General features: G+C 41.7%; 14 protein-coding genes. 4 read left to right on the top strand and 10 right to left on the bottom strand.

Annotated elements, in window-relative coordinates:
- Positions 1-221 precede the first annotated feature (221 nt).
- Entirely contained in the window at positions 222-1,109 is an 888-nt protein-coding gene (locus tag E0D95_RS14740) for a sugar phosphate isomerase/epimerase family protein (protein WP_130804786.1), read from the top strand.
- Positions 1,110-2,174: a Gfo/Idh/MocA family protein gene (locus E0D95_RS14735; RefSeq protein WP_130804785.1), complete on the top strand. Its 1,065-nt coding sequence runs from the start codon at positions 1,110-1,112 to the stop codon at positions 2,172-2,174. It abuts the gene before it with no gap.
- A gap of 111 nt (positions 2,175-2,285) precedes the next feature.
- Here E0D95_RS14735 and E0D95_RS14730 read toward each other — a convergent pair whose 3' ends face one another.
- From E0D95_RS14730 to E0D95_RS14700, 7 genes are all read right to left on the bottom strand, one after another.
- On the bottom strand, positions 2,286-3,233 hold the full coding sequence (locus tag E0D95_RS14730) for an aldo/keto reductase (RefSeq protein WP_130804784.1): 948 nt from the start codon (positions 3,231-3,233) through the stop codon (positions 2,286-2,288).
- A gap of 113 nt (positions 3,234-3,346) precedes the next feature.
- Entirely contained in the window at positions 3,347-3,964 is a 618-nt protein-coding gene (locus tag E0D95_RS14725; RefSeq protein ID WP_130804783.1) for an NIPSNAP family protein, read from the bottom strand.
- Positions 3,961-5,706, bottom strand: coding sequence for an FAD-dependent oxidoreductase (locus tag E0D95_RS14720; protein WP_130804782.1), 1,746 nt, complete (start codon positions 5,704-5,706; stop codon positions 3,961-3,963). The genes E0D95_RS14725 and E0D95_RS14720 overlap by 4 nt, the downstream gene beginning before the upstream one ends.
- Before the next feature lie 12 nt (positions 5,707-5,718).
- Entirely contained in the window at positions 5,719-7,497 is a 1,779-nt protein-coding gene (locus E0D95_RS14715; RefSeq protein WP_130804781.1) for an FAD-dependent oxidoreductase, read from the bottom strand.
- A 6-nt stretch (positions 7,498-7,503) separates the two neighbouring features.
- Positions 7,504-8,331, bottom strand: a complete 828-nt coding sequence (locus E0D95_RS14710; RefSeq protein ID WP_130804780.1) for a sugar phosphate isomerase/epimerase family protein — start codon at positions 8,329-8,331, stop codon at positions 7,504-7,506.
- Positions 8,321-9,136, bottom strand: a complete 816-nt coding sequence (locus E0D95_RS14705) for a shikimate dehydrogenase family protein (protein ID WP_130804779.1) — start codon at positions 9,134-9,136, stop codon at positions 8,321-8,323. The genes E0D95_RS14710 and E0D95_RS14705 overlap by 11 nt, the downstream gene beginning before the upstream one ends.
- A gap of 62 nt (positions 9,137-9,198) precedes the next feature.
- Positions 9,199-10,551 (bottom strand): MFS transporter, encoded by a 1,353-nt coding sequence (locus E0D95_RS14700; RefSeq protein WP_130804778.1) that lies wholly within the window; start codon positions 10,549-10,551, stop codon positions 9,199-9,201.
- A 215-nt stretch (positions 10,552-10,766) separates the two neighbouring features.
- On the opposite strand from E0D95_RS14700, the gene E0D95_RS14695 reads away from it, so the two are divergent.
- Positions 10,767-11,537, top strand: a complete 771-nt coding sequence (locus tag E0D95_RS14695) for an IclR family transcriptional regulator (RefSeq protein ID WP_130804777.1) — start codon at positions 10,767-10,769, stop codon at positions 11,535-11,537.
- A gap of 92 nt (positions 11,538-11,629) precedes the next feature.
- On the opposite strand, the gene E0D95_RS14690 is transcribed toward E0D95_RS14695, so the two are convergent.
- Positions 11,630-12,844: an MFS transporter gene (locus E0D95_RS14690; RefSeq protein ID WP_130804776.1), complete on the bottom strand. Its 1,215-nt coding sequence runs from the start codon at positions 12,842-12,844 to the stop codon at positions 11,630-11,632.
- 99 nt (positions 12,845-12,943) lie between these two features.
- Here E0D95_RS14690 and E0D95_RS14685 point away from each other — a divergent pair, with 99 nt between their 5' ends.
- Positions 12,944-13,564, top strand: a complete 621-nt coding sequence (locus E0D95_RS14685; protein ID WP_130804775.1) for a TetR/AcrR family transcriptional regulator — start codon at positions 12,944-12,946, stop codon at positions 13,562-13,564.
- A 54-nt stretch (positions 13,565-13,618) separates the two neighbouring features.
- On the opposite strand, the gene E0D95_RS14680 is transcribed toward E0D95_RS14685, so the two are convergent.
- Together E0D95_RS14680 and E0D95_RS14675 are read right to left on the bottom strand one after the other, a co-directional pair.
- On the bottom strand, positions 13,619-14,965 hold the full coding sequence (locus E0D95_RS14680) for a carbohydrate porin (RefSeq protein ID WP_130804774.1): 1,347 nt from the start codon (positions 14,963-14,965) through the stop codon (positions 13,619-13,621).
- 206 nt (positions 14,966-15,171) lie between these two features.
- Complete coding sequence (locus E0D95_RS14675; protein ID WP_228258873.1) at positions 15,172-16,479, bottom strand: MFS transporter; 1,308 nt, start codon at positions 16,477-16,479, stop codon at positions 15,172-15,174.
- Positions 16,480-16,534 lie beyond the last annotated feature (55 nt).

Here is a 16,534-nt window from a genome sequence, read left to right as displayed (position 1 = left end):
AAATTTTTCCATAAAAATAAATTTATTTTGAACAGCAATAAAAAAGAAATTAAATCGCTATTTAATGCTCATATTAAAAAATTCGAACAGTAATTTTTAAAAATAAAATTTATGGAACAATGTTCCATTTTTATAACATCTTTGTTAGTATCGATCACACAGGACCAGATGAACATGATTTCATCATTAAAAAGACCACATGGAAATTGGCTTAAATAGATATGAAAATTGCGATCGATAGTTATTGTTTTCATCGTTATTTCGGTGAAATTTATCCAGATTTGGAACAACCCCCTTCATCCAAAATGAATGTATTTGAATGCGTACAATTATCTACAACTTTTGGTATTGAAGGAATTTCCATTGAAAGTTTTATGTTTGATAGCCCTAATCAGCAGGATATCCAACAATTAAAACAATTACTTACACAGCATCAGCTTGAATTAGTCTGGGCGTGGGGACATCCATCAGGTTTATATTCAGGTCAAAAACCAGACATGCTGCAAGATCTGTATCGACATATCGAGATTGCCCAAGCACTTGGTGCCAAGGTAATGCGTATCTGTGCAGGAGGACGTAAAACTCGTCCGCAAACAGATTGGCAAAGCCATAAAGATGCTTTGGTTCCATTGTTACAACAAGCTGTCGTCTATGCTGAACAGTTCGATTTGGTCTTGGCATTGGAAAATCATGTTGATTTTTATGCGAATGAAATCGTTGATCTGATTCAAAGCATTGACTCCCCTTATTTGGGGATCTGTCTGGATACCGCCAATAACTTACGCATGCTCGAAGATCCATGGCAAGCGATTGAGAAAATGCTGCCCTATGCCAAAGCGACACATATCAAAGATGTCACAGCGTACCAAGGTGATCCCAAAAGTTTTGCTTTTTGGCCAAGTGTTCCAGCAGGACGAGGTTTGATTCCACTAAAAAAGACACTGAAATGGTTAGCAGAGCATAATTATCAGGGCTTATTGGCACTGGAAATCGATTATTTACATCCAGATTATTTGCAAAATCGCACTGAACATCAGGCAATTCAAGACAGTATCCATTATTTAAAACAATTACGGACATCTTTACAACAACAGCAAGGAGCAGCATAAATGAAAAAGATCGCCATTATTGGTGCAGGTGTCATGGGTAAGAAACATGCCCAAACCATTCAAAAGCACCCTGAAACAGTATTGGTTGCAATATGTGATCCGTTTTCAGAAGCATTGGCGCAAGAATATCAAGTGCCCAACTTTCAAAATCTCGATGCTTTATTAAAGCAAGTTCAGCCAGATGGTGTGATCATTGCCAATCCAAACCGCTTTCATGTCAGTACAGCGATTCAGTGTATGCAGGCAGGTGTGCCAAGTTTGCTTGAAAAACCATTGGCTTTAAATACCGAAGAAGCGTTGTATTTAATTGAACAACAACAGCATTATCAAGTGCCAATTTTGGTGGGACATCATCGTCGTCATAATAAAATCATTCAGCAAGCACAGCAACTGATTCAAAAAGGCACCTTGGGTCAAATCAATACCTTCAATGCACTTTGGTCAGTCTATAAACCTGATTCCTATTTTGATATTGAGTGGCATCGTCAGTCGGGTGCAGGCGTACTCGCAATCAATCTGGTACATGATCTGGATCTGATGCGTTATTTAAATGGTGAAATTGAATCGGTGCAAGCCATGATGTCTTATCAAAATCGGCAGCTTGAAGTCGAAGATAGTATTTCGATTTTAGTCCGTTTTAAAAATGGATCTTTAGGCTCACTTATGGCCTCTGACGCTGCGGTTTCACCGTGGGGATGGGATCAAAATAGTGAAGAAAATAAAAGTAGCTTTGCCACTTCACCTGATCAAAATTGCTATTTTATTAGTGGAACACAGGGCGCGCTCAGTATACCAAATCTGGAATATTGGAATTATCCAAGCGAAATAGCAAAAAGTTGGGCCACCCCGCTCATCAAAAATAGGCTCGAACCCAACAAAGACGAAGATGTGTATATCTCACAACTTTCACATTTTGTTGACGTGATTGATGGGACTGCGCAACCCATTTCATCCCCAGAAGATGCGATTAAGAATATTCAGCTTTTAGAGTGCATTGAAAAAGCGGCCAAAGAACAGCGCACGGTTCATCTTGAATCTTTAAATAAATTGGCTCAATCAGCCTGAATCAATCAAGCGGTCAAACTTTTCAAATCGACCGCTTAACGCATCCATCTTAACTTGGTTTCACTTTTGCCCTTTCTTTAGCCCAGACAGGGCTTTTTTATAGGTCTTTTTTTAATATTGACTGACCTGATTCAGTAACTCGATATCAGCAGAATCCAGATGCAGCTTCATTGCTTTTACAAAAGAATCCAGTTGTGTCGTTGAAGTAGCTGATGCAATCGGTGCTGTAATACTCGGTTGTGCCATCGTCCAAGCCAGAGCAATTTCAGATAATTCAGCCTGATATTTTTCTTTTAACTGATCCATAGTATTTAAAATATTCAGACCACGTTCATTAAAATAGCGTTCTAACTGACGTTTACGCGCCGAGTGTTGTAACTGATCCAAATCTCGATATTTACCTGATAAAAAACCCGCAGCCAGACTAAAATAAGTGATGACTTTTAACTCATTTGCTTCACAAATCGGTAAATATTCAGTTTCGTATTGCTCACGCTCGACCAGACTATAACTCGGCTGAAAAATTTCATATTTAGGTAAACCCTGTTCAGCACTGACTTGCAATGCCTGTTGCAACTGCTCACCTGAATAATTGGATGCACCAATTTTTAATACTTTTCCTTCCGCGATAAGATCAGCATAGGCCGATAAGGTTTCTTCAATTGGGGTATCTTGGTCAGGATAATGGCTTAAATATACATCGAGATAATCGGTATTTAAGCGTTTTAATGAGGCTTCAACCGCTTGTTTGATATATTTTTTAGACAAGCCTTTTTTATCTTCAGCAAGTGGAGCACCCACTTTGCTGATCAATATAATTTTATCGCGATGAGAAGGTTTGTGTTGTAACCAGTGTCCAATCACCGTTTCAGATTCGCCACCCTGATGTCCTTCTCCCCATGTCGAGTACATATCGGCAGTATCAATGGTGTAGATCCCATGCTCTAGGGCATAATCGAGCAAATTAAATGATTGCCGCTGATCAACAGTCCAACCAAAGACACTACCACCAAAAATGATTTTAGAAAATTCTTTAGGGAACGTGTGTGATTGATGCATGATATCCTCAATAGTATTTGATTTTACTACTAATTTTTTGATTATAACTCGATATAAAGACAGAAAAAGCCAGTCCTAGACTAGCTCTTTGCTGCAATCAAATATGTTGATTTTTATTTCAACGGTGAAACTGCTGTTGGTAATGCGATCATAGATTGCATTTCATGGGTGAGCCATTGTGGACCACCTTTTGGCGGCCAAATTCCATCAGCCACCGCTTTGGCGCGGACTTCAGAGCGTTCATCTAATGAAGCGTATGGCCAAATGCTGACAATACGAGGTGTACCATCCAGCGCGTACATGGCAATGGTCAATTTTGAATATTGAGTACGTGTTGGCACAGCATTTTTCCATGCTTCAAGCACATGGGGTACACCACCATGCTTGAGTTCATAGGTACGAATTTCATAAACAGGACCAAACTCGCCTAATTCAACTTCTGGCAAGAAATCAAAACCTGCAAAATTTTCCACCGAATATTGGATAATATTTTCAGATGCGCCGAATAGATTTTCCTGAGTGGCTAAACGTGCATTTTCTGACTCTAATTCTTGTTGAGTTGCATAACCACGCAATACCACCACTTGGTTAAGCTGACCGATGTCTGAAAAAAATACACCCAATAATTTGCCGTGTGCGGCCTGATCCTGATAAAAATTTTGAATCCCTTGCGCAACCGCGGCAGTTGTACCCATTTTGATGGTGATGTTAATCAATTGATAAAGTTTCATGCAGATCTCCGTTGTTGCGATGTTTGAGTCGATTGTTGATGAACTGGATTAATTTGTTCAGTTAATTTACCCGCGGCGAATTGGGCAATCCGCCATGCGAATACCATACCCGGCCCAAGTGTGGTGCCCGGCCCTGGATAAGTGCCTTTAAAAATTGAAGCGAGATCGTTGCCACAGGCAAATAATCCTGAAATCACTTGATCGTTTTGGTCTAAAACGCGGCCATAGGCATCACCTGCCAAACCACCACTGCTGGCGCAGTCCATTGGAATCACTGGAAGCGCGTAATATGGGCCTTGTTCCAATTTACCCAAACAAGGGTTTGGTTGAACTTCTGGATCACCATTGAAACGGTTCATCACTCCTGAACCTTTGCCAAAGTCGCTATCTACACCCTGCTCGACCATTTGATTAAAATATTGAACGGTTGTGAGCAAACCTTGTGGATCAATACCTGTTTTTTTCGCCAATGTTTCCAGACTATTTGCGGCAAATAAATAATTGTCTTTTAGGTAATAATCTAGCTTTTTGGCTCCCGGTAAAACAAAGCCCAAACCATATTTTTGAATCGCCATATGGTCACAAATTAGATAAGACTGAATTTTTGCTTTGCCATGATTACTTTTGATCTGCGCCATACAAAAGTCATGATAGGAGTCAGATTCATTGACAAAACGCTTGCCATCTTCATTGACCGCAATCACGCCCGGTTTTGCACGATCAAGAATAATGTGCGGCCAAATCGCTTTATAACCATTGGCATGCGTATGGATCGAGCAAGGAAAGTACAACACACTACTGTCTACAGATGGGTCAAGTTTTGCACCTTTTTGAAGTGCTTTGCTCAATCCATCGCCAGTATTGGACAGTGGTGATAAAGAATCAGCAATTAACCCTTTTGGAAATAGTTGTTGTCTAAGTTGTGCATTCCAACCAACACCACCTGTGGCTAAAACTACGCCTTTACGTGCATAAACCACTTGAGTGCCTTGTTCAGTCTGAATTTTTGCACCCACGACTTTGTCATTTTCTACGATTAATTCTTGTAAAGCTGAATTTAACCAGACAGGCACCTGCTGTTGTTTTAAATTGTGGAATAGGCTTCCGACCAGTGCATTGCCCATAACTAAACGTGTACCACGATTAAAACGTAAACGTGACCAAAAATAAGGCAGCACCACTTTAAACGTGGTCATTAAATTTTGAATGCTTTGCACAGGATTCAGCAATGCATTTAACTCATTACGATTGACCATCATACCACCCAGCCCCATAAATTCAGGCCGCGGTGGACGTACATATTTAAAATCTGCACCTAATACGCGGCCATCAAACTCTGCGGGGGCTAAGGCACGACCACCAAAAGCTTCACCAGGTTGGTTTTTGACATAGTCAGGATGTGCCAGACAAGCATTTAATTTGACTGAGGTTTTTTCATCCAGCTCACGAATCATATCTGCACTGGAAGCCAAGAAAGCTTCACGCAGTTCTTCACCACCACGATCACCGACCACCGATTTCAGAAAAATACGTGCTTGTTCAATATCATCAGGCACACCTGCTTTTACACTTAAATGCGATCCGGGCGCCCAAATTGTACCGCCTGAAGTCGCCGAAGTTCCTCCAACCTGCACTGCCTTTTCACACAGTAATACATTTAAACCATTTAGCTTGGCGAACAATGCAGCCGACATTCCTGCCGCACCTGCACCAATGACCACTAAATCGACCTGTTGATCCATGTTGATTTCTCCTTAACGCTGCTCAGAGCATGCAGCAGCATGGCTGACTACATTTGCCTGTCGCGCGATATGTTTTGCTGCGATATAGCCAAAGGTCATGGCGGGCCCAAGCGTAATACCGCCGCTTGGATATTGACCACCCATAATGCTATTCAAGTCATTTCCTGCCGCATATAAGCCGCGAATAGGTTGACCCGTTTGTTTATTTAAGACATTGCCATATTCATTGGTGATTAAGCCTGCAAAAGTTCCCAAGCTTCCCGGTACAACATGTACCGCATAAAATGGCCCATGTTTAATCGGTGCAATACATGGATTGGGTTGATGTTCTCCATCTCCCTGCGCTTTTTGATACGGAGTGCTTCCGCGATGAAATTCAGGATCCTGACCCTGTTCTGCATGTTGATTGTAGGATTGAACCGTTTTTTGAAACTGTAATGCATCAATTCCACAAGCGACTGCCAGATCATGTAAGGTTTTGCCCGACTTTAAATAACCATTATCAAGCCAAGATTGCATGGAAATAGGAAAAGGTTTGACCGCGCCCAAACCATAACGACGAATAAACTGATGATCACAAATCAACCAGCAATGTGACTGATCACCTTTATTTGTGCTTCTAAATAAATCTTTTACGAAGGCAGGATAAGAATCACCTTCATTGGTAAAACGGCGACCATTTTTCAGTACAGCAATCAGCCCAGGTTTACCACGTTCAACCAAATGCGGAAAACGCCCTAAAGTACCATCCAGACGTGGCATCAGTGAAACAGGTGCCCATGCGCCTGCCCAAGGTAAATGTTGATCAACCGCTGCACCAACGGCTTCGGCTGCTTTTAAACCATCACCTGTATTGGTTTCAGGCGCGGCTGAATGATGCGGTGTACCGTCTGCAACATGCTGAAATAAAGCCTGTTTACGGATTTCATCATGCGGAAAACCTCCTGTTGCCAAGATGACAGCATGCTTGGCATTTATCTTGACCAAACCTGCGGGGGTTTTAAATAATGCACCTGTGACACGTCCATTTTCTTCGAATAACTCAGTCATGGCATGATTCGCTAAAAGCTGAACTTGCTGATTCAAAGCCGACTTGATTAAACGAGCGACTAATGCATTGCCATTGACAATTTGTGTTGATCTTTTTCTTAACAGCAAGTCGACAAAATGACGCAATACACGTTTAGTCGCATACATAAAGGATGACAGCGCACGAAAGGTATTAATGAAATGCTTCATATCTGCGCCAGAAGCAATTCCCATTCCCCACAATGTGGTTTCAGGAATGGCTGGACGTAATAAATGCAATTGATTGCCCAAAGCGCGACCATCATAAGGTGCTGCAACGATCGAACGCCATCCAACCCGAGAACCAGCGACATCGAAAAAATCTGGAACTGCTGCGCCAATATTAAATTTCACCTCAGTATGTGTTTCAAAAAAATCAACCATTTCAGGTGCTTTGATTAAGTAAGTATGAATTTTTTGCTCATCATACTGCTCACCTAAAATATTCTTGAGATACTGTTTTGGTGCTTCAATCGGTTCAGCTTGTCCTTCACGCTGTGCATGTGGCGTATTCGGAATCCATAACCAGCCACCAGATACTGCAGTAGTACCACCAAAGACAGCAGCTTTTTCGGCTACAATCACTTTCAAGCCTTGCTGTGCGGCGGTGACTGCACTGGATAAACCTCCTGCGCCTGAACCAATCACCAGAACATCACAATCATAAGATTGGCGAATGGGCACGGTTGTGTTCTGGAAAGGATACTGGATGGTTGCATTCATAAATATTTACCCCGCAACAACATTCTGCTCGGCTTCGGCAACGAGTTGTTTCATTCCATTGAGATTAATTTGTGCGCGTTCCAATGCAGGACGTTGTGCCAACACTAAATTTGGAACTTCAGCCGCCAAGGTCATATTGGCTGGTAAAGCAGCAATCAGCCCGATCAGATCAATTTCACCCTGCCCCGGAACCAACCGATTTGAACGTGCAATTTTGATCAGCCCTGCATCACTCGAATCATAATGCGCGAGTCCGTCACAGAGTTGCACGTAGTTGATACGTTTTGGATCAAGCGCTTTCACTTGCTCAAGTGTTGAATCAGAACGATCGAAATGCAGCGAATCAATCAAAATTGCAGCATTATCTTGTTCTGAAGCCTCAACAATTTGCTGTGCCTGCGATAGATTTTTCACATTTGTCCACGGCATAAATTCCAGATCACAGCTCAAGCCATACCGCTGACTCAGCTCACAGAACTGCGCAAAATTTTGGATTAAACGTGCTTGTTCAGGATCATTACCTGCAATCAAAATATGTTTGGCACCTAATTGCTGTGCAACCTCTAAAAATTGCAGATATTTTTTGGCTTCAAACTCAGGCGTGATACGAATAATTTCGACATCCGCGACCTTAACGCCAGTATCTTTGAGAGCGGCTTGAGTTTCCTTGATTAAAGATGCATCTGTTAAAATTGGATAATCCGCTTCATGGGGTGCTGCGGGCAGCAAGCGTAAGCCCACTGCCGCATAACCACATTCAGCCGCAATTTTTACCGCATTAACAGGACTGACATCAGCAACGCTTAAAAATGACAGTGAATATTCACGCTGCATCTTGCTGCTCCTGATCTTGCTTTAATAAATACGCCACCATTAGATCACGTACCTGAACAAACATATCCGTGCCTTTGACTACATCACAGCCCAAGGCAGTTGCATGCTGTACAAAAGGCGTATTTTCAGGGCTTGTAACCACGTCTGCGATCGACATCTGTGCGTTTAGTTGATCCAGTTGAAAGGCTGCCGATGGATCACCATTCATACCCATCGGTGTTGCATTCACCACCACGTCATAACCTACTGGGTTATTATCATGTGCTATAACCTTGCCTAAATTAAGCTGCTGAAGCTGTTCAACCAATTGCTGTTGACGCTTTTGATCAACATCAAAGATGGCCAGTTCACTGACTTCTGCTAGAAGCAATTCATAAGCAATCGCCTTACCTGCACCCCCTGCGCCAGCCAGAATTGCCCGTTTATTTTTCAGTTCGATATGTTTATTGCGGATCGCCTGCACCATACCTTTACCATCAAGCATGTCGCCTTCCCAACCTTCTGCACAACGGCGAATGGTATTTACTGCACCTATAAACTGCGCGCGATTGCTCAGTTTTTGGCAACATGCCAACGCCGAAATCTTATGCGGCACAGTCACAATCAAACCATCGGTATTATTCAAATACAGGTTTTGCTGAACAAAATCTGGAAAATGCGCAGGTGCAACATCGGCAGGTGCCACGATCGCATTGAGTCCTTTTTTTAACAGTTCCAAAGTCACACCCTCAGGCGATTTGACTTGTACAATCGGATGTCCTACCACAAAGTAAAGACGAGTCGAACCATTCAATTGAATATCCATTATTCAATCTCCTTAAAAATCTTAGATTTAGAGAGCTTTGCTGTGAGTGTTAAATCTAAACTTTAGACTTGAACATTATTGAGTTCTTGCTGACGTAGCTTTTTGGGTGAGTAGACAACCTTCATGATCAAAAGTGCCAAAATAATGCCAAATGCAGGTAGGCATAAAATCAAGAAGATTTTGCTTGCAGGCCAACCCAGACTCAAGAAATAAGCCCCCGCAAATGCACTGCCGACCGCGCCCAAACGACCAATCCCATGCATCCAACTATTGCCTGTCGCACGTGCAAAGACTGGATAAAAAGCACTGGAAACACTATTCAAACCTGCATTGGCACCGTTCATCCACATCCCAATAAAGAAGCACATCACGCTATACATCACAAAGTTATGTCCGACTTCACCGACAAACACCATGAAAACAATCGCAATGACATAGGCAATCACCAAACCAATATGTGGATTGATCTTGTCCATCAAATAACCACAAGCGATACAACCAATTGGGCCACCTAACTGATAAATCGCGGTAATTAAAGAAGCTTCACTGATGCTAAATCCAAATTCGTGACTCATCATCGGCAACCAACTTCCGAGCAAATACACCACAAACAAACCCGATGCATAGCTCCACCACAGCAGAAAGCTTCCCAACACATAAAACGGACTCAATACGGTTTTGACAGGATTAGTCGTACTCGTTTTGGCTTTCGGCAGAACAAACTCTGTATTGCGTGTATCAAAATCAGGTGCCATTTTATGAATGATGGCATCAATTTCTAGCTTAGGATGCTGCTTTAACACCTTATAACCAATCGATTCAGGTAAGGTAAAAATCGCAAGTACTGCTAAAATTAATGGTAATATCCCACCAATGATCATCATGGCATGCCAGTTATAGTGAGGAATCACCCATGCTGCCAAGAAGCCACCAATTGCAGCGCCAATGGTAAAACCACTCAAAATAATGGTCACCATACGTCCATTTAAGCGCATCGGTGAATAATCCGTCACCAAAGTTACGGCTTGAGGCATCACACCGCCCATAAACAGACCCGCAATGAAACGATACATCATCAGTTCTGTCACACCGCTTGAAAGCGCAGCCAATAACGTAAATAAACCAAAACCCAAAAGATTAATGATCAATAATTTCTTACGACCAAACTTATCTGCTAAAGGCCCAGAAACCACTGCACCCAACGCCAAACCGACCAATGCGGCACTCATCACAGGGGCTAAGTCAGTGGTACTAATGCCCCACTCTTGTTTAATTACAGGCGCAACAAAACCCATAATTGAAATATCGATACCATCTACAACCACAATCATCAAACATAAAAAGATGACCAATTTTTGCATTGGGGAAACACGATTTTCATCGATAAACTCCCTTAAATTTATCTGTTGCGTCATACACTTGCTCCATTAAGTGTTTACTGGCAAATATGCGTTTTCCATCGCATGAGCTATCTTGTTGTCTATTCAATTACTGAATATTTCAAACTACAGGGAATCATCATCCCGATATAAACGACCCATCTCATCGGCATTTGAGATAGAATCTAAAACAACTATAATCTGTTTTTTACTTTTTTGGAACACTGTTCCAAAAAATTATCAGGATTTTTATGCTCAGTAATACCGATCGCTCTTTACTCATCCTTGAAGCACTATTAAAAGAAGTGAATGGATGTGCGCTTAGCCAACTTTCAGTTGACCTCGATATCCCAAAATCTGCCATGCATCGCATTTTGACTGCCATGAAAGATATGGGATATATCTATCAGGATGACATCACTCAACATTACAAACTGACCCTAAAAATTGCCTCTATGGGTCTGAGTTATTTGTCTTCACGCTCGATTACAGAAACCTTTCAGCCCTATTTAAATGAACTGGCTGAAACCTCATCTGAACTTGTACGCCTCGGACTCATCGAAGATGAAAAGATCATCTGGATTGGTAAGGCACAAGGCGCAAAATCTGGACTGAAATACGATCCAGATTCAGGCAATGTCGCTTATCTTCCTGCTTCTGCCTGTGGTTTGGCCTATTTGTCGGAGCTTGATCAACAGGACTTCATGCGTCTAGTAGAGCGTGAAGGCTTTGAAAAAGCGCAAAACTTTGGCCCCAACTCACCTAAAAATCTGAGCGAACTAGAGCAAATGATTCAAGCATCGAAACAGCGTGGTTATGGTGTCATTAGTGACACCTATGAACTGGGCATGTCGGCGATGGCTAAAATCATTATCAATCCGCAAACAGGTCAACCTTTTGGCACAGTCAGTATCGCAGGGCCATCGGTGCGCTTAAGCCCACAACGGATTGAAGAACTGGCTCCTGCCTTACTTACAACCTCAAATAAAATCGCTTCCATTATTAACCTCATCCATATTTAATTTTAAATTTCCTCTGGCAATCGAAACTCGATTTTCGATTGCCAATCTTGTATTTTTCTTTGTGGCATTTCATTGCTTAAATCGCATCTACTTTAGCCTGATTTTTGACAGGTCAAGAGCGGTTCAACTTTGAATTTAAGCTGATACATCAACCAGATAATCGTGATCATTAATAACATTGCAATCACAAGCAAAGTCATCACCACTCCCACAGATTCAATTAAATAGCTCGAAAAAATGACTGGCCAAATGGTGCCTTGATAAGCAATCAACAAATAACTGGAAAAAATCAACGGATTATTTTCGCGATCCATCATTTTTCCAATAAAGTAATAGGCAGCACTTAAACAAAAGCCATGTCCCATTCCAGTTAAGAGAATACTGAGTAATAAAAACCAAACGGTATGCTCCACTTCTGCAATCACCAGACTTATCGTACCCAGTAATAAAGCCGCCAAACCCGCATATAACACATGCAGTTCTTTAAAAGATTGACATAACAGTTGGCTCAATACAGATACAAATAAAATGATTGAAATTGAAACACCTGTCAGCGTTGCTGATGATTGAATAGGTAATTCATGAATAAAAGTTCCTGCTAATGCCGCATACAAACTAAATGCGCCAAAACTACACAAGGCAGAAATACTGCACACCCAAAACACTTTACGTGAGCTGATTTGTGGTAAATCGAGCCGCTGTATTTTGAATAATGCAGACCAATGCGGCTTGTTCTGCAATTTCAATTTAGGCTTGACCCAAAACACACTGATCAAGATCAGCGTCGAGAAAAAAATGATAATCCAGTACGGATCTGCCAATGGCCGCGCAGTATGGTCGGCAAATATCCCACCCAATAAAGGCCCTAAACCAAAACCTAAGACCGTAATCATCGAGGTGATTTTTTCCGCGAGTGCTTTATTGGCAAAAGGATATTGATCTTTTAATCCCACCATCGCCGCTGTGGTAATTAAGCCAGAAGCAATCCCAATCAAAAACCTAGAACAGCCAAGCCACCAAACCGAGCTTGCTAGTGCAGATAACAGCAAACCGAAAATCGTCATTGCCAAACTGACCAAAATCACATGTTTATAGTGATAAATGGCATTCAACTTGTTTAAAAACAGCAATGAAAAAACCACACCCAACATATAAGCAATAAAAATATAGCCCACTTGTGAGGTGCTGATGCCCCATTGTTGCTCATAAATCGCATACAGCGGACTGGCTAAAGCGGTACTCAAGGCAGCAAGACACAGCGCAAAACTGATAATGCTGTATTGAATCCCTGATTTTGGTGCGGACATGGTTTTATCAAAAATGACCTTTTGGTCGATTTTAATCAAATATGACCCAAAGGTCAATTTATGTTAGGCTAATGGCTGTCATAACAAATTTTATTCGACATGGAAAAACCCAAAACACGTGGCCCGAGCCTTGAAAAAACGCAAGAAACACGAAAAAAGATCATTGATTCAGCTTTGCAACATTTCATCGATGTTGGTTTTGCTCGCGCTAAAATTTCAGAAATTGCCAAAGGGGCTGAGTTAGGTAAAGGTACGATTTATTCTTATTTTGAAACCAAAGAACAACTTTTCGAAGCTGTGATTGATGCATTAATTAATGAGTCGTTTCGTCCAATTCAAGCAAAGGAAATCACTGAGGATGAATCGGTTTATGCCTTTATTTGCAAAAAAATTATACCGAGTGTATTTACATTGGAGTCAACAGGTCGTGCGGATATGGCTCGTTTAATTTTACGTGAAGGCAATAACTTCCCCCATATTCGTCAAACCTATGTCAGTAAAATTTTTCTACCGATTCAACGAGAACTTGAACTTCTGAGCGCTCTCGCCATAAAGCGCGGGGAATTATCACTGCAAATTTCACCACAACAATTTGCACTGCTCATCGTAAGCCCTATGTGGATGAGCATGATTCATAACGGGATCTTAAATCCCGATGGATGTTTGCCTATGCTGGAACTTTTCCAAGAAAATCTCAAAATATTGTTTGGGCAATCCTAATCAAAACAGCAGAAAGTCATGTGGCTGACTCCTGCTGTTTTAAATCTATAACATCTAAAAATTAAGCTTCATGGTTAAACCTGCAACCCAAGCATCTTCAACTTGTTTAACCCCACCAGCTTGATGCACATATTGCAGATTAGGACGTAGCACAATCGCAGGTGACCATTGATAATTATAGTTCAGTTCGATATTCAATTCGTTATGCTGAACTGGACTGTACAAAGGATTGGCATAGTCATCTTGAGTGAGTCCCAATAACTGATTAGATGCATTTTGTCGCTCACGCACACGTGGGTTAACCTCAAAATGAGCAAAACCTAATCCAATCGTGTCATTTGGTCGTTGATCAAAAGCACCTTTATACCAAAACGCAAGTTGCTGACTGGTTTTAACGACCGTTGTGGCTGGATCATTCAAGGTAAAATTTGCAGAAACAAATAAACCACGTTTGAGATCATTGTCATGTGCAATGAGTTGTTGCTGTGCATTCAACCAAATACTGTGTCTGCTATCATGCCATTGACGATTTACCGCTTTTAGCTGAATCTGACCTTGGTCATCTTTTTTGACATCTCTGGCTTTTGCTGTCGAAACAAATCCACCAATTTTATATTCACCCGCTAATCCATGAAACACGTCCAATTTAGGCTTCCATGCCAGTTCTACTGGAATCAAAGCGCCTTTGGTATGATCCATATCCAGATTAAAACCATGTTTTTCCAATGCATTTTCAGGATTGACTTCATAAATACCCGCGCCAATCCACCATGTAGGTAAAAATTGATATTTGGCATTGATCCCCCATTGACTCACTGGATAATTAAACCAGATATCGCCTACGGTTTTGCCGAGTTGTCCACCACATAACATCAAGTTTTGGAACTCGCAATGCGAGCTATTAAAGTCATCTGAAAGCCCCATTCGACCAAATTTGATGTTTAGCTGATTCTCGATCAGTCCTTTTTTGATCCATGCACTGCTTAAGCGCCACCATTGACCACGCCCATAAATCTCTTGTGCGCTACTAAATTGTGCAGCTCTTGGGTCACTGATTCGATCATTGGATAAAGACTGACCATCTCGTTTGGTGATGCTGATATTGGCTTGTGTATTGTCCCAATCCGCAATTTTCTCTAGATCCAGTAAAACTCCAAATGTCCATTGATTGGCATTGAAAAGCTTCTGTGAGTCGTCATAACCCCCTTTTAGATTTGTTGCACTTTCATTCTGAAATGCGAGAGTAAATTGGTAACCTTGTTGTGCCAATTCGTTGCGGTTTCCATTCCAGTCACCCAAAAGCCATTTTTGATCCTGAGCAAAGGGTTGAAAGGCAAAAACTGTGTGTGAGCTGATCGTTGCGGTCAACATAACAACCAAAGATGTCACTGAAAATTTCATGAATGCTGATCCTTAGCATACGCTTGTTATCGGTTGCATTGAGCAAGACTTCATTCAATTTAAAGTCAGGCTCAATACCTGCTATTTGTTAAATTTTGGGCATGCATCTGCCCTGAGCTGATCCCTATACGAATCAAGCCCATCGCAAGTTTTGTTAAATAAATAGCTGAGGATCAAATACGATGAACCTCAGCGATCGACTAGCGTTATTGTTGATCCAGACTGAAGCGTGAGTTACCGACTTGGTTGATAGATTTGGTTTTGGCACCTTGCATCAAAACTGCAAGTCCAGATAAAACCGCAGGAATCATCAATAAAGAAAACATCGTTGAAAATGGCATGCCCGAACCAATCATCGCGGCACCAGCAAAGGCACTTAAAATTGCACCAAAACGACCTATGCCATTCATCCAGCTTGCGCCTGTTGCTCTTGCTGATGTTGGATAATATCCTGTTGCCAATGCACTCAGTCCAACCGAACCGCCATTAAAGCTAAAGCCTAAAATCCATGCAAAGATGCACATCAACAGCATATCCTGATTGAAGTGTCCAAGCCCAAAAGTGGCTAATGCACCAATCATCATCGCAATAAACAAGACTAAGCGTGGACGGTAGCGATCCATACACCAACCGAGCGTAATACTGCCAATCGGCCCACCCATTTGAAAGAATGAGGTGACAATAGCGGCTTGCGAAATACTGAAATGATTGGCTTTAATCAGCGTTGGTAGCCAACTACTGCATAGATAAATCAAAAATAAAGCCATGAAATAACTGATCCAGAGCATGATCGTACCATAGCGATATTTACTTGATAGGATCAGGCTTAAACCCGATTTTTCAGTTTTGACTTCATTTAGATAAATCTGCTGTCCTGCATAAGATTTATCTGGAAAAAGTCGCTTTAATATCCTCTGGATTTGATCTTGAGAGGTCGAATGCTTCACTACATATGTAATCGATTCTGGCATTTTCCAATATAAAAATGGCACTAAAATTAACGGCAATACGCCGCCTAAGATCAACATGCTGCGCCAGCCAAATTCTGGAATCATCCATGCTGCTAAAAAGCCACCAGCCGCCGCACCCAATGAAAAACCACAATACGCCACCGTTACTGAAAAAGACCGACGATGATCTGGCGCATATTCAGAGGCGAGTGTTGCTGCATTAGGGGCAGCAGCACCCGCACCGAGTCCAGTGAGAAAACGATAAATCATCAAATGGTGAATGTCGCTTGAAAATGCCGTCAATAAAGTAAAAATACCAAAGGCCAATACGCTTAAAATGAGAACGGGCTTGCGTCCAAATTTATCGGAAAGTGGGCCTGATACTAAAGCTCCAACTGCAAGTCCAACCAATGCAGCACTAAGCACAGGCGCAAGCTCCTGAGCACTTACGCCCCACTCCTGAATAATTTGTGGCGCGATTAATCCCATCACCACCACATCCAGACCATCTAACGCAATAATCGCAAAACAAAAGAATAAAATAAGTTTTTGCAGCGCACCCATTTTATTTCCGTTGAGTATTGTTTTTACATCCTTCCTGTGTATCTGACTTGTGCTC

The sequence above is a fragment of the Acinetobacter ihumii genome (assembly GCF_900625095.1).
Taxonomy (GTDB): domain Bacteria; phylum Pseudomonadota; class Gammaproteobacteria; order Pseudomonadales; family Moraxellaceae; genus Acinetobacter; species Acinetobacter ihumii.
This window is presented reverse-complemented; position numbering and strand designations above follow the sequence as displayed.

Bases quoted from the DNA above. Each gene is read 5' to 3' on its own strand.
- E0D95_RS14680 (WP_130804774.1), bottom strand. From the start codon at position 14,965: ATGAAATTTTCAGTGACATCTTTGGTTGTTATGTTGACCGCAACGATC.
- E0D95_RS14690 (WP_130804776.1), bottom strand. From the start codon at position 12,844: ATGTCCGCACCAAAATCAGGGATTCAATACAGCATTATCAGTTTTGCG.
- E0D95_RS14740 (WP_130804786.1), top strand. From the start codon at position 222: ATGAAAATTGCGATCGATAGTTATTGTTTTCATCGTTATTTCGGTGAA.
- E0D95_RS14735 (WP_130804785.1), top strand. From the start codon at position 1,110: ATGAAAAAGATCGCCATTATTGGTGCAGGTGTCATGGGTAAGAAACAT.
- E0D95_RS14715 (WP_130804781.1), bottom strand. From the start codon at position 7,497: ATGAATGCAACCATCCAGTATCCTTTCCAGAACACAACCGTGCCCATT.
- E0D95_RS14730 (WP_130804784.1), bottom strand. From the start codon at position 3,233: ATGCATCAATCACACACGTTCCCTAAAGAATTTTCTAAAATCATTTTT.
- E0D95_RS14720 (WP_130804782.1), bottom strand. From the start codon at position 5,706: ATGGATCAACAGGTCGATTTAGTGGTCATTGGTGCAGGTGCGGCAGGA.
- E0D95_RS14725 (WP_130804783.1), bottom strand. From the start codon at position 3,964: ATGAAACTTTATCAATTGATTAACATCACCATCAAAATGGGTACAACT.
- E0D95_RS14700 (WP_130804778.1), bottom strand. From the start codon at position 10,551: ATGACGCAACAGATAAATTTAAGGGAGTTTATCGATGAAAATCGTGTT.
- E0D95_RS14705 (WP_130804779.1), bottom strand. From the start codon at position 9,136: ATGGATATTCAATTGAATGGTTCGACTCGTCTTTACTTTGTGGTAGGA.
- E0D95_RS14675 (WP_228258873.1), bottom strand. From the start codon at position 16,479: ATGGGTGCGCTGCAAAAACTTATTTTATTCTTTTGTTTTGCGATTATT.
- E0D95_RS14695 (WP_130804777.1), top strand. From the start codon at position 10,767: ATGCTCAGTAATACCGATCGCTCTTTACTCATCCTTGAAGCACTATTA.
- E0D95_RS14685 (WP_130804775.1), top strand. From the start codon at position 12,944: ATGGAAAAACCCAAAACACGTGGCCCGAGCCTTGAAAAAACGCAAGAA.
- E0D95_RS14710 (WP_130804780.1), bottom strand. From the start codon at position 8,331: ATGCAGCGTGAATATTCACTGTCATTTTTAAGCGTTGCTGATGTCAGT.